A 13,419-nucleotide genomic window follows, 5' to 3' on the forward strand; every position below is an offset into this window, starting at 1 on the left:
GGTGAACCACGACATGCCCGAACGACTGACCAGCTTGCGGACGCGGATCGTCCACCAGGACAAGGCGACCGTGCAGGCCCTGCTCGGCCGCCCGGCCAAGGTCGGCTACTGGACCACGACGAGACCGCCGCAGAACGCGAGTACGGCGATGCTCGCGGAGTTCCGCGCGCGGACCCTCGACGAGATCTGGATCTACCCGACCGGCCGGGTCCACTTCACCCTCGGCGGCCGCGCGGCCAAGGTCGACGACAAGACGGCGTACGACCTGCCTCCCGCACCGAACATCGTCTGATCCTGCGGCCTGGGCTAAATCGAAAGATCCGGGCCTTCCAGGTTTGGGCCTCCCGCGACCGGCCCCGGTGTAGCACTCTGTAGGAGGGGAGAATTCGGCGCGTTAGGAGTGCGCCCGAATCGCGGGGCGCGTCCCGGAACGTCGTCCGTCGGGGAGGGGTCCATGACACATGCAGTGGTGGATGCGACGACAGGCCGCGCGGCAACGGGAGTGCTTCGCGACACCAGACCACTCGTCATCACGATCATCGGCCCGGTGCGGGTTCATCGTGAGAATCTCGCGACGGCCCTGGGACAGATCGCCGGCATCGACGTCATCGGTACGGCGCCGACCTTCCCGGGCACCACGTCACAGGATCCCGTGCACCCCGACATCATCCTTGTCGACGTCTCCGGCGAGTGCGGAACCCAACTCATCCCCGTGCTGCCCGCCACCCAGCCCGGAGCGCGCCTGGTCGCGCTGGGCACGCCAGAGGACGACGAGTCGATCATCGCCTGCGTGGCCGCCGGGGTCGCCGGGTTTCGTCGCCCGGGAGGGAACGCTTCGCGACATCGTCGCGACAGCGCGGGCCGTCGCCCGGGGCGACTCGGCCTGCCCGCCAAGGGTCACCGCCGCCATGCTCCGCCGGATCGGATCCTCCGGCCGCTCGCCGCATGACCAGTTCAGCACGACCCAACTGACCGCCCGGGAACGCGAGATCCTCGGGCTGATCGACGACGGCCTGTCCAACAAGGAGATCGCCGGCCGGCTGTGCATCGAACTGAGCACCGTCAAGAACCACGTCCACAACATCCTCGCCAAGCTCGGCGCCCGCCGGCGCACCGAGGCCGCCGCCAAGGCCCGCTCCCGCCTGCTCCTGGGCGCCGCGATGCAGCGGACCTGAAGGCTCGGCGAACAAGGTTCGGCAGCGTCGCACGGAGCTGCGACGCATCAGCTAATTGCCTATAGCAAGCTTTTGGGGATGTAGTGGGCTTGGCGGAGTGAGCGATTCCGCATCGACGGCGTGTTCCTCGGTGGACTACTGGCTGAGTTTGGTCAGGCGGGTGTACCAGTTGCCGAGGCTGGTGCGGGTTGCTCCACAACTGCCGAAGCCCGCGAGCGTCGGTGACGGGAAGTACTGCGCCAGCGTGCAGGTCTGGCCGATGTACTCCGAGGCCAGCCAGATGCTGGCTCCGTCCGTCACCGCGGCGCCGTAGTCACCCCACCGGGTCCGGGGCGGATCCCCGACGAACGCCTTGTACGACGTGAAACCGTCAGCCGGCCCGAGCCCCGCGGCGGCGATGTGGATCGGTCCGACGGATCCGCTCTCGGTGATCCGGACGTACCCGGCGCTGGGGAACTTGTTCTCACCGAGGACCGTGAACGCGATCGCGCCCCGACCCGACGGCGTGAAGGCGATCGCCGGCATGGTCAGGTTGTTGTCCGCCAGGGCGATGTACCCCTGCCGCTTCACGGTGCCTTCGATCTTGCCTGCGCCGTTGATCTTCGGGCTGACCGCGAACCAGGCGACTCCCGTCTTGATCTCGCCGTTGACCCTGACCGCCGTACCGGAGGAGCCCCACAGAGTGCCGTTGACGTACCACGTCTGCTGCATCCGCGAGTCCAGCGAGTCCGGGCGCGACTCGACCTCGTCGTGCGCGGGCTCGGCGTCAGGCTCGAAGAACACCTGCCAGCAGCCCGGCCCGAACGGCGTCGGCAGCGTCGTGTCGTTGACGCACTCACCCAAGGGGATGTCGCCCACCTTCTGGTCGGCGGTCGGCGGAACCACATAGGTCTGGCTGTTCACCAGCCGGCTCGTGATCCCCAGGGCCGGCGCCGCGGAGTTCAGCGACGCGGTGTTGGTGATGGCCCAGATGCCGATCCTGCGAGCCGTTCCGGTCGGGTTGCCGGTCTCCGTCCCGTCGCCGGCGATCGTACTCAGCAAGTACTCCGTACCGTTCCGCTCGCGCGAGTACTCCCCCGCCGGCGAGGTGGCCGGCCAGACGGTGAAGCCCGGCGTACCGGCCACGTGCAGGTTCTCCACCAGCGTCACGTTGATGGCCGCGGGATGCGCCGCGAGCTGGGCCTTCGAGAACGCGAAGATCTGGGCAGCGCTGTACGACGGCCCGAACAGGTCGTACTCGTTGGTCGACACGTACACCCCGTTGGCGTCGGCGCCGATGTGCGGATAGTCCTGGAAGCACGGGCCGGGCTCGACACCGTCGAGCGTGCAGCCGTGGTTCGGGGTTCCGTCCGTGCCGTCGTTCTGCGCGGGCACGTGATAGATCGTCCAGGCACCCGTCGGGTCGCCGGTGTTCGAGACCGCGAGATCGATCGTGTTCTTACCGGTGAACGAGCCGTCCGGGAAGCTTCCGAGCGTCGTGAGGACGACCATGAACCGCCGGTGGTCCGGGTCGTACAGGCACACCGGGTCGATCACCTGCGGCCCGATCACCCCTGTCGTCCGGTCGATCGCGGGCGGATATCCGAAGAAGGTATTGAGATCCTGCACGCCGGTGACAGCGGCCGCGGTCGCGGCGCTGCGGACCCGCAGGACACTGTTGGTCGCCTCGACGGCGTACCCGTTGCCGACACAGAGCGCCTGGTCCGGCGGCTCGAGGGAGAACTGGTTGCCGCCGTTGGCCAACCGCTGGTCGCGGTGTGTCAACCCGTCCACACTGGCGCGTACATCCGGGTTCGACACCGCGACGGCGCTCGATTTCACCCCCGGTACGTCGAGCGGTCGCGGGGGGAACTGCCCGTGCTTGAACCCCGGCCGGGGCCGGTTGAACTGGGCCGCGATCCGGTCCTCCTCGGTGCGCCCCTGCGGACGCAGCTCCGGCTGCTGCAGGCCGTCGGGACCGGTGACGCCGGGCCGGATGGATGTCGTCCCGGCGCTGGGAATCGCCCGGGTGCTGTCGGTCGTCGCACCTGACGCGGCCGGGGCGGTTGTGCTGAGCGCGGCGATGAGCAGTGCTCCTGTTGCCAGCCCCACCGCTGTCCGGCGGACGGCCTGCGAACCGAAGGCCATGATCCCCTCCTGCTGGGTCGCACGAGTACCTCGACGACCAAGCCGGCATGTCGGGATCCGAAGCCGTGCTCGACAGACCGCACCCCGAGTTGCCCGTTCGCCAGAGCTTCATCTTCATTGGAGACCCAGTGAACGCTTGCAGACAAGGCGTCGAACCCATCGATCACTGCACGCGACGCAGCGGTCACGGTCCGGCCCGACAACCGCTGAGCCGCCGTCTCCCCGGCCGGTGCCTTCGGCTGCGGAGCGGTCTGGATGCCCGCCCGCCGGGACGTAGCCCCTAACTGCGGTCCAGTCTCGGTGAGGCGCAGCTGGTCCGCCCTCGAGGCGCAGAGGTAGACGACCAGCGCGAGGACCGCGGCCAGGAAGACCGCCCTGGTGCCGGGCCGAGGAGCTCGGTCAGGGCAGCCATACCGATCTCGGACGATCCGCCGACCAGCGGAGCGGTGCCAGCCGTTATCGCAACAGTCCCAGGCGTTCTGCCATCGCAGAGGTCCAGCGGCCGATGGGATCCAGCCGGGCTCGGGTCCGTCGCCAGGTGCCGAGCCGTGGATACATCGTCGGGATCAGACTCGGATCGGTGAGCGCGTCCTTGGCCAGATAGACGCGACCTCCCGCGGCGGCGACCACCTTGTCGATCGGCCGGAGGATCTCCGGGTCACGCAGCCAGCGGGCAGGTAGGTCTACCGCGAGCGTCCATCCGGGGATCGGGAACGACAGCGGTCCGGCCGTGCCGAAGCCGAGATTCTTCAGCGTGGCAAGAGCCGGCGACATCCGATGTGCCATCAGGAAGCCGAGGACCTCTCCGAGCGCCGGCACCTCATCCGGTGGCACCGCGAACTGGTACTGGATCAGTCCGGCACGCCCGAACGCAGCCGGCCACGATGCGGCCCGATCCAAAGGGCAGAGAGCCGAGTGCAGGGGTACGAGCTGAGCGTTGCCGGACCGGCTCAGGTGCCAGCGAGCGGTCGAGGCCGCCACGATCGTTGCCTTCGACATCACTCCCGGTCCGGGCAGCGATCGCCTGGCCCGGCCGCTCGGTTGAACGCGGCGCTCGGGGTACGGCGGTACGACGCCCGGCAGCTCTCGAGTCGTCGCAGGCCGGAACTCGTCGACGATCCCGCGTCCCAGACGTTCGCCGGTGGCGTGGCCGTCCAGCCAGGCCACGACATGGTGATTGGGATCGGTCTCCTGCCGGTCGGCGAGTGCGCGCATCACCGAGATCGTCCGGTCGAGGGATCGCGTTCGAAGCCGATTCCGGAGCGCCCAGCCGGTCTCGATGTGGTGCAGCTGGATCGCTGCTTGCAGGATGACCCCGGTCAGGCCCATCCCACCGATCGTCGCCCAGAACCCGTCCGGATCGCGTCCGGCGGACAGCTGCGTCACGGTCCCGTCCGACCGCAGCAGGGCCAGCCAGAGGACATGCTGACCGAACGACCCGGCACCGGGGTGATTCTTGCCGTGGACGTCGCAGCCGATCGCGCCGCCTACCGTGATCCGCTCCGTGCCGGGCATGACCGGCAGGATCCACCCGAGCGGGAGCGTCTGCTCGATGATGTCTTTCAGCAAGGCGCCCGCCTCGACCACGATCACACCGTTGCTCTGGTCGAACGAGATGATGCGATCGCGGCCGGTCATGTCGAGGACGATGCCGTCGGCGGGCAACGCCGCATCGCCGTAGCTCTTTCCCGCACCGCGAACAGTGAGTCGCTGTTCGGCGAGGACCAGGTCGACCAGCCCACCGTCGGAGGCAGGTCGCCGTACCTGGGTCCGTCGGTGCGTCGTGCGTCCCCACCCGGACAGCTCGGTGGTACTCGCGTCTTCGGGGGTCATGATGCCGACGCTAGAGGCAAGGTGCTGAGAGAGGCCTGAGTCCGGTACGCCGCCACGTGCTCCGCGAGGACGTCTGCCCAAGTCATTCCAGGGTTGGTGGTGAGGTTGTGATGCTGCATGCGGGACAAGAGATCCGGGCTGACCAGCAACCCTGCCGTTGCCTCCGCCATCTGCGCGTCGGTCTTCACCAGGTACCCCTCCACTCCGTGCCGGACGAACTCACCGACTCCGCCCGATGCCATCGCAACGACCGGCAGACCTGCGCACCTGGCCTCGAGGGCCGCGACGCCGAACGATTCCAGCTCGGCCGGCGCCAGGTAGACATCCGCGGTGCCGTAGAGCTGCTGGATCTCGAAGCGGGTCAGGCGTCCGGGGAGGTCGACCCAGGACGCGAGACCGAGCCTGCGCACCTCCGCGGTGACTGCTCGTGCTTGTGGACCGGCGCCGACCACTGTTGCGCGGATGGCGATACCGGCGGGCACGAGCTCGCGAATCCGTCTCAGCGTTCGCAAGAGCGCGAGCGGGCGCTTGCGCCGGGTCAGCCGCATGGTGCTCACGATGCTCAGTGGATGACCCGGCCGCCTGGGTTGCCGCCAAGGGTCAGGATCGACGCCGTTGTGGAGGACGTCGACGTGTCTGTCGGGCAATGACCGCCGCAGTCTTTCCGCCACGACTCCACTCACCGCGGTCCACCGTGCTTGGCCGATGTAGCGGTCGAGCTGCGCCAGGGGCCACGGCATCGATGCATTGGGCAACGAGTGCAGGGTGATGATCGGCGCCGCGGCGTGCCGGGCGGCGGCCCAGGCCAGCGGAGAGAACAACGAGGTGTGCGCGTGGACGACGTCTGCGGTGTCGAGGCCCTGCCGCAGAGTCTCCACGGCAGCCGGGACCGGGACACCGGCGATCGACGGTAGACGCACGACCGGTAGGTCGTCGGCCGCCGGTGGACCGTCGGTGGTGGTGAAGACCGTGACCGGATGACCGGCACGAGACAGTTGGACGGCGAGATCGTGCACCTGCAGTTCGATCCCTCCGAGTCGCGGGAGATAGCAATCGCTGATCAGCGCAATCCTCATCCCTGGGCCGCCTCCAGGTCGGTCGCGTTCGGCCGGCCTCGGTACTGGCTTCCCAGCCACGCCATCAGCAGGACACCGCCGACCGGGATCTCCATGAGGTAGGTGAACCCGCGGAACAGCAGGAACCCGGCCGCGACGCCGGCCGGATCGCCTCCGAGCGCAACCAGCGCGGCGGTGGTACCCACCTCGACCACACCGGCCGCGCCCGGCGTGATCGGGACGAGAGTGAGCAACCGCTCGACGGCGAGCGCGGTGAACAGCACCGGCAGACCGAGGGAGACACCGAGGACGTGGAAGCACAGCCAGAGCAAGGCCAGCTGGAGCGCGAGGTAGGCGAGCATGCCGCCCGTCATCGGCTGCCAGCCAGTACGTACGACGCGCAGGATCGACCGGCGAAGCTCCGGTATCCGATCCGCCAACCGCGACGGCCGGAAGCGACCGATCAGCTTGTCGAGTACGACGCCGGCCGCGGTGGCAGCCTTCTGGTCGGCAAGGACCCAGGCGACGGCTGCCACCGCAACCGGCACCGGAAGGAACAGAAGGCTCGCCGACCCGAAGGCCTGCGCGCTGTGCAGGATCGGAATCATCGCCAGCGCCACCGCGATGACGCCGAGTTTCGAGACGATGTTCAGCAGCGTCGTGACGGCGAGGAAGCCGCCGAACGCGGCTGGGGTGAAGCCCCAGCGACGGATCATCGCGAAGTTCAGGCCGGTGCCTGCCGCGCCGCCGAGCGGGAGCACGTTCGCAACCGCGCTGCCGGTCAGGCTCAACGTGAGGCCGCGGCGCTTGGTGAGTCCTGGCAGGGACGCGGCCAGGACGAACGAGTGCGCCCACAACCCCGCGATCCAGACGACTGCGAGGGCACCGAGCGCACCGGCGGAGAGTCGGCCGAGGACGGACCCGACCTCGCTCCAGGTGGCGCCCACCGCTCGGGGCAGCAGCCACACCAGTGCCGCAGTCGCCACTACGCTCACTACCGATGTCACCAACCGGCGGGTAGCTCTCGGCTTCATCGCACCATCGTGAGAGAAGTCTGCTGAGAGGGTGCTGAGAGCAACTACGTCGCCCTCGGCGGCCGTGCCATGCTCACCCTATGGCGTTCACGCTGGTTGCTTTTCACGCGCACCCGGACGACGAGGCGCTGCTGATGGGCGGCACGTTGGCCCGGCTCGCCGCCGAGGGGCATCGCGTCGTGCTGGCGGTTGCCACGGACGGCGAGGCGGGTGCGGCCGCTTCGTCGTACCGGTCGGCCGGCGGGCTGGCGTCGTACCGGCGGGACGAGCTGGAGCGGTCGGCGGCGGTGCTGGGATGTGCGCGGGTCGTCCGGTTCGGGTTCCGGGACTCGGGGTCGACGGGTCCGGTGGCGGACGGCGCGTTCAGCCGCCTCGCCGTCGAGCAGGCAGCGGCGCCGTTGATCGAACTGCTGCGGGCGGAGCAGGCGGACGCGCTGACGATCTACGATCCGGCCGGCGGATACGGACACCCTGACCACCAACAGGTCTACACCGCCGGCGTCTACGCCGCCGCACAGGCCGGCACGCCGTTGGTGCTGGAGGCAACGATCGACCGACGGCTGATCCGCCGGCTGGTTCGCGTGGTCGAGGCGATTCCCGGCGTACTGCCGGCAGTACGGACGAGTGGCTACGATCGGGCCTACTCCCCCACCTCCGCGATCACCCACTGCGTCGACGTCCGTGCCTACGCGGACCGGAAGCGGCTGGCGTTCCGGGCACACGCCAGCCAGGCGACGTCGGACGGTGGGGCGCGGACGCTCGGGCTGCTGCTCAAACTCCCGCCGTGGCTGTTCCGGCGACTGCTCGGACGGGAGTGGTACGTCGAACACGGCCGGACACCCGGCATCCAGCTCGACGATGTGTTCGCGACGCTCCGATGAGTGCCGGCAAGCTCAACGAGCGAGGCGGTCTGGAACGGCTCGGTCAGGCGTCGCGGAAGCGGAGGGCGAGGGCGGCGGCGACGGTGGTGGAGGCGGCGTAGAGGGCTACGACTCCCAGGCCGTGCCACGGCGAGATCGCGAGGGCGTCGAGTCGGAGGGTTGCCTGGATGGCCAAGCCGGCGGTCATCGGAGACACCTGCTCGATCCACTCCCGCCAGCGCGGGTCGGAGACGGCGACCGTGATGATGGGCGCGACGTAGAGAAGCCCGAGGACCAGTGTCACCGTGCCACCGGTGTGCCGGACGACGAAGCCGATGCCGAGGGCAATGATCGCCACCAGGCCCAGGTACAGCACGGTGCCGCCGTAGGCGCGCAAGGTCGGGCTGTCGCCGAGAGAGGGTGGCCGGTACCCGGCGGCTGCCGTGAATCCGCCGCGCGCAAGGAGTGCCCGGGCGGTCAGCAGCGAGCCGAGGACACTGACGACCGAGACCAGGAGCACCGCCGACACGAGCACTACGGCCTTCGCGGCGAGGACGGTCAACCGACCCGCACAGGCCGTCAGGGTGGTGCGAATCATGCCGGTTTCGTACTCCGCGGTCACGGCCAGGACCGCCAGCACGACCACCGCGGCCTGACCGGCGTACACCCCGGCGAGGCTGAGCTTGGTCAGGTCGAAGTCGCACGACGCGTCCGACCGTTCGCAGGCCGGCGGTGTCAGATCCCAACTGACGAGCGCACCCACCGCCGCAGTCAGGACGACCAGCGCGATCAGCGTCCAGCCGGTGCTCGGTACCGTGCGCAACTTCGTCCACTCGGCCCGCAGGGCTCGTCCGGTGTGTCGCATCAGGCGTCCCGGCGGGTGAGCTGCCAGTACCCGAGACCGAGCGCCACGACGGCGTACGCGCACATCACCCCGATGCCGGCCCACGGGCCGATCACCTGCCCCTCCTCGACGGACTGCTGCACCGCCAGCCCCGCGATCGGCGTCAGCCTGCTGACCCAGACGTCGGACTCCGGCGAGATCACCGGAGCGACGATCTGTGGCAGCACTCCCAGCGCGATCACGAACACGATCGCCCCGGTCGTACGCCGCCGGACCACCGCGACGCCGAGACTGAAGAGCGCGATCAGCGCCACGTAGATCGCCGTGCCGACCACCGCCCGCGCCGCGGTGCCGTCGGTCAGCGAGAGCCTCGGGTACGCCGGTGGGTTGTAGCCCCCTTCACGCATCCCGGGCTGTGCCAGCAGGAAGGCGGCCACGCTCGCGATCAGGCCGACCAGGAATCCCGCACCGGCGAGTACGACGGCCTTCGCGGCCAGCACCTGCCCGCGTCGAGGGGAGGCGGCCAGCGTGGTCCGGATCAGCCCGGTCCGGTACTCGGCCGTCATGAACAGAACGCCGAGCGCAATGATCGCAATCAGTCCGAGCCGGGTCCCGAACAGGCTGAGAACGACCACGTCGTCGTCTCCCGGCGAGCGCCAGCTGGCGACGCCGTACCCGGCGATGTCGCCCGATCCGGTCACGGTGAAGGTCCCACCCGACCGGACCACCCCGCCGATGTCGCGGACGTCGGCGCCCGGCTTGGACGGCATCGTGGAGATGTTCTGGCCGGCCCAGCTGGTTGCGACGGGAGCACCCATCACTGCCACGCTGTCGAAGACCGCCGAACCGACTGTTCCCGCGATGGTGATGGAAGAACCGCTCCCCGTCCGCGTGGTCCGGTAGTTGGGAGGCGAGGCGACGAACAGCCCGATCTCGGCGTCCCGGGGCAGTGCGACGGTCACCGAGCCCACCTGCTTCCAGGTCTGGCCGTCCGTCGACTCGTAGCCCACGACGGTGTTGCCGGTCCGGGTCAGCTTGAGCCATCGCGGCGCCGCGCCCTTCGTCCCGGCGAGATCGGTGGTGAACATCGCCTGCATCCGAACCCCATGATCGGGAGTCACCATCACAGCGGCGTACGGCGAACCCGGCGCGAGTCCGGCCTTGACGAGCAGACCGGCCTTCGCCCACTCCTGGCTGGCCAGCTGGCTGACAACCCGCGCCACGATCGTGCCGTCGCCGCTGAGCGGCTTGTGCACGAAATAGGCCTGGTCCGAGTAGCGCGGCTGCTCGTTCGCGTTCGTGGATCCGGAGGTCGACCCGAGCAGCTCGAACAGCACCGTGACGGCGACCGCCGCGAGCAGACACAGCGAACTGCTGCGGACAGACCGGAATTTCGTCCACTCACCGCGCAGAACCTGCAGGAACGCAGTCACGATGCCTCCCGCGACCGGGCGTGAGCGGCGAACTCGACCGCATCCCTGGTCAGGTCCATGTACGCCTCCTCCAGCGAGGCCCGGTGTGCCGCGATCTCGGAGAACGGCAGTCCGTTCTCGTTCAGCAGCTTGATGACGCGTTCGGAGGTCATCCCGGTCACCGTCACCCGGTCGTGGTCGGTCGCGGCCACGACGGCGCCGGCGTTCGCGAGCAGGGTCATCGTGGCGGTGCGCTCCGTCGTACGGATGGCGACCCGGTCCGCCGACGCGGCGGCCAGCAACTCGCGCACCGTCGTGTCCGCGATCAGGCGGCCACGACCGATCACGATGAGGTGGTCCGCGCTGCCCTCCAGCTCCCCCATCAGGTGGCTGGACACCAGCACGGCCCGGCCCTCGGCCGCCAGCGACCGCAGCAGTCCGCGGATCCACACGATACCCTCCGGGTCGAGCCCGTTCACCGGCTCGTCGAACAACAGCACCGGCGGGTCCCCGAGCAACGCGCCGGCAATCCCGAGCCGCTGCCGCATCCCGAGCGAGAACCCTCCGGCCCGGCGCCGGGCCACATCCGCGAGGCCGACCAGGTCCAGAACCTCGTCGACCCGCCGGGCCGGCAAGCCGTTGTACTGCGCCATCCAGAGCAGATGGTCGCGAGCCTTCCGGGCGGGATGTACGGCGCCCGCGTCGAGCAGCGAACCGACCTCGCGCAACGGGTCACCGAGGTCCCGGTAGCGGCGCCCACCGACCAGCGCACTACCACCGTCCGGTGCGTCCAGGCCGAGAATCATCCGCATCGTCGTCGATTTGCCGGCCCCGTTCGGTCCGACGAAACCGGTGACCCGGCCGGCCTGAACCGTGAACGACAAGTCGTCCACCGCAACGGTGTCGCCGTACCTCTTGCGCAGTTCGTGCACCTCGACGGTGTTCATGTTCCGGGACGCTACGGCCCGTCCGGGCGGAGTGTCGTCACCCAGCGGGACCGTGTTCCGTCCCCCGTGCGGGGTACGGCCGTGGGGTGATGCGGCCGGGGCGGCGCCGGGCGGACAATGCTGACGTGAGTCAGGCCCGCGAGCTGGCCGACCGGGTGGTGATCGCCACCCGCCGGATCGGCGGTACCCGCGACGTGATGCTCGTCGCGGCCGTCGTGCTGGGCCTGCTCGCCGTCGTCGAGGCCGGGAGCCGCGGTGACCGGACCGGCATGGACCTCGGCACCGCGTTGCTACTCGGCCTGCTGGCGACCGTGCCGCTGGCACTGCTGGCGACGCAGCCGGTGGCGGCGACACTCGCCGTGACGCTGGCGAACGTGATCCTGCTCGGCAGTGAGGAGCCGCCCCTGGTCGCAGGTGTGCTGGCCGAAGTGCTCGCCCTGTTCTGGCTCGGACGGACCCACTCGCGCAAGGTCGCGTTGCCGTTCCTGCTGCCGTTCGTGCTGCTGGCCCTCGGCCGGCCGGCCCCGGGCTCCACACTGTTTCTGATCCTGATGGCGGCCGCGGTCCTGCTGGGTGCCGGCATCCGGGACCGCGGCGACGCCGTCGCGAACGCCGCAGCCACCCGGGCTACCGCCGACACGTTGCTGGAGCACGCGGCCCGGGGTGAGCGCGCCCGGATCGCCCGCGAGTTGCACGACGTCGTCGCGCACCACATCTCGATGATCGCGGTCCAGGCCGAGACGGCCCGGCTGACCACTCCCGGGCTGCCACCGGACGGCGCGAAGCGGTTGCTGGCGATCGGCGACACTGCCCGGACGGCGCTGACAGAGATGCGCCGACTGCTGGGAGTGCTGCGCGAGGATGTGGGACCGGCCGTCGATGGCCCGGTCCGCGCGCCGCAGCCCGGGCTGGAGCAGCTCAATGCGCTCGTGGACGAGGCTCGGGCGTCCGCAGGAGCGGGCGCGCGGTTGATCGTGCGGGGAGCGGTCACGCCGCTCGATCCCGGCGTACAACTGACGGCGTACCGGATCGTGCAAGAGGCACTCACCAACGCGCGCCGGCATGCGCCCGGTGCCGCTGTCGATGTCGAACTCGACTACACGGCAGGGGCTTTGCTGGTCCGGGTTCGCGACAACGGGCCCGGGCCGGACCCGACGGACGACGGCAGTGGCCATGGCCTGCTCGGCATGCGCGAGCGGGCCGCGATGGTCGATGGCACCGTCACGGTCGGCCGATCGCCAGGTGGCGGCTGCCTGGTCGAGGCCGTCCTGCCGATTCCGGCGGAGGAACCGTGATCCGGATCGTCGTGGTGGACGACCAGGAAGTGGTGCGGGCCGGCTTCGGGGCCCTCCTGCGCACCCAGCCTGACTTCGTCGTCGACGGCACCGCGGCCGACGGTGCTGCCGCGGTGGCGCTGTGCCGCACCGAACACCGCCCGGACGTCGTCCTGATGGACGTCCGGATGCCGGTGCTGGACGGCATCGAGGCGACCCGGCAGATCCTCGCGGACGCCGGTCCCGACGACGGGCCACGGATCCTGATGCTCACCACCTTCGACCTCGACGAACACGTGTACGACGCGTTGGCCGCGGGCGCGAGCGGGTTCCTGCTCAAGGACGTGACGGCGGAACGCCTCTTCGACGCAGTCCGGGTGATCGCCTCCGGCGGCGGTCTGCTGGCACCGAGCGTGACCCGCCGCCTGATCGCGGAGTTCGCCCGGCAGCGTCCGCACTCCCCCGCCAAGGCGGTTGCCCTCGGCAACCTCACACCCCGGGAAGTCGAAGTTCTCGCCCTGATCGCCCAGGGACTGTCCAACCCCGAGATCGCGACCCGCCTGACAGTCAGTGACGAAACTGTCAAGACCCACGTCAGCCGCCTGCTCGCCAAACTCCGCCTCCGCGACCGTACCCAAGCCGTCATCGCCGCGTACGAATCCGGCCTCGTCACCCCCGGCACCCCGCACCCCTGACGTCCCGGTCGGCCGGTTCCGAGCGAGTGGATCGAGTAGTAGGCACCGAAGCGGCACCACCTGGCGACAACATGGTCCCGCGGACGGCCTTGGGTTCATGGGGTGGTTGGAACACCTGAGGTTTGGAGATGTTGTGACGGCCGAGGCTGGTGCGGTGATTTCA

The 13,419-nt window shown here is 69.7% G+C and carries 13 protein-coding genes; 6 read left to right on the forward strand and 7 right to left on the reverse strand.

The genetic code is table 11. The features are described from left to right. Positions 1 to 13 precede the first annotated feature (13 nt). From ACZ6O0_RS03390 to ACZ6O0_RS03400, 3 genes are all read left to right on the forward strand, one after another. Complete coding sequence (locus tag ACZ6O0_RS03390) at positions 14 to 292, forward strand: hypothetical protein (RefSeq protein ID WP_465763190.1); 279 nt, start codon at positions 14 to 16, stop codon at positions 290 to 292. A 162-nt stretch (positions 293 to 454) separates the two neighbouring features. Next, positions 455 to 949: a response regulator gene (locus ACZ6O0_RS03395; protein ID WP_465763191.1), complete on the forward strand. Its 495-nt coding sequence runs from the start codon at positions 455 to 457 to the stop codon at positions 947 to 949. After that, positions 909 to 1,175 (forward strand): response regulator transcription factor, encoded by a 267-nt coding sequence (locus ACZ6O0_RS03400; protein WP_465763192.1) that lies wholly within the window; start codon positions 909 to 911, stop codon positions 1,173 to 1,175. Before ACZ6O0_RS03395 ends, ACZ6O0_RS03400 begins: the two co-directional genes overlap by 41 nt. A 135-nt stretch (positions 1,176 to 1,310) precedes the next feature. On the opposite strand, the gene ACZ6O0_RS03405 is transcribed toward ACZ6O0_RS03400, so the two are convergent. From ACZ6O0_RS03405 to ACZ6O0_RS03420, 4 genes are all read right to left on the reverse strand, one after another. Beyond that, positions 1,311 to 3,302, reverse strand: a complete 1,992-nt coding sequence (locus tag ACZ6O0_RS03405; RefSeq protein WP_465763193.1) for a hypothetical protein — start codon at positions 3,300 to 3,302, stop codon at positions 1,311 to 1,313. Between the two features lie 456 nt (positions 3,303 to 3,758). Further along, positions 3,759 to 5,135, reverse strand: coding sequence for an FAD-binding oxidoreductase (locus tag ACZ6O0_RS03410; protein WP_465763194.1), 1,377 nt, complete (start codon positions 5,133 to 5,135; stop codon positions 3,759 to 3,761). Next, positions 5,132 to 6,211, reverse strand: coding sequence for a glycosyltransferase family 4 protein (locus tag ACZ6O0_RS03415; protein ID WP_465763195.1), 1,080 nt, complete (start codon positions 6,209 to 6,211; stop codon positions 5,132 to 5,134). The genes ACZ6O0_RS03410 and ACZ6O0_RS03415 overlap by 4 nt, the downstream gene beginning before the upstream one ends. Continuing rightward, positions 6,208 to 7,176: a lysylphosphatidylglycerol synthase transmembrane domain-containing protein gene (locus tag ACZ6O0_RS03420; protein ID WP_465763196.1), complete on the reverse strand. Its 969-nt coding sequence runs from the start codon at positions 7,174 to 7,176 to the stop codon at positions 6,208 to 6,210. Before ACZ6O0_RS03420 ends, ACZ6O0_RS03415 begins: the two co-directional genes overlap by 4 nt. A gap of 128 nt (positions 7,177 to 7,304) precedes the next feature. Here ACZ6O0_RS03420 and ACZ6O0_RS03425 point away from each other — a divergent pair, with 128 nt between their 5' ends. Then, entirely contained in the window at positions 7,305 to 8,105 is an 801-nt protein-coding gene (locus ACZ6O0_RS03425) for a PIG-L deacetylase family protein (protein ID WP_465763197.1), read from the forward strand. A 43-nt stretch (positions 8,106 to 8,148) separates the two neighbouring features. On the opposite strand, the gene ACZ6O0_RS03430 is transcribed toward ACZ6O0_RS03425, so the two are convergent. The 3 genes from ACZ6O0_RS03430 to ACZ6O0_RS03440 are packed head-to-tail and all read right to left on the reverse strand — an operon-like array spanning position 8,149 to position 11,287. Next, entirely contained in the window at positions 8,149 to 8,949 is an 801-nt protein-coding gene (locus ACZ6O0_RS03430; protein WP_465763198.1) for an ABC transporter permease, read from the reverse strand. Continuing rightward, on the reverse strand, positions 8,949 to 10,361 hold the full coding sequence (locus tag ACZ6O0_RS03435) for an ABC transporter permease subunit (RefSeq protein WP_465763199.1): 1,413 nt from the start codon (positions 10,359 to 10,361) through the stop codon (positions 8,949 to 8,951). The genes ACZ6O0_RS03430 and ACZ6O0_RS03435 overlap by 1 nt, the downstream gene beginning before the upstream one ends. Further along, positions 10,358 to 11,287, reverse strand: coding sequence for an ABC transporter ATP-binding protein (locus tag ACZ6O0_RS03440; protein ID WP_465763200.1), 930 nt, complete (start codon positions 11,285 to 11,287; stop codon positions 10,358 to 10,360). Before ACZ6O0_RS03440 ends, ACZ6O0_RS03435 begins: the two co-directional genes overlap by 4 nt. A 125-nt stretch (positions 11,288 to 11,412) precedes the next feature. Here ACZ6O0_RS03440 and ACZ6O0_RS03445 point away from each other — a divergent pair, with 125 nt between their 5' ends. Together ACZ6O0_RS03445 and ACZ6O0_RS03450 are read left to right on the forward strand one after the other, a co-directional pair. After that, positions 11,413 to 12,582, forward strand: a complete 1,170-nt coding sequence (locus tag ACZ6O0_RS03445; protein WP_465763201.1) for a sensor histidine kinase — start codon at positions 11,413 to 11,415, stop codon at positions 12,580 to 12,582. Next, positions 12,579 to 13,256, forward strand: a complete 678-nt coding sequence (locus tag ACZ6O0_RS03450) for a response regulator (protein ID WP_465763202.1) — start codon at positions 12,579 to 12,581, stop codon at positions 13,254 to 13,256. The genes ACZ6O0_RS03445 and ACZ6O0_RS03450 overlap by 4 nt, the downstream gene beginning before the upstream one ends. Positions 13,257 to 13,419: the final 163 nt, after the last annotated feature.

The sequence above is a fragment of the Kribbella sp. NPDC048837 genome, from assembly GCF_055586945.1.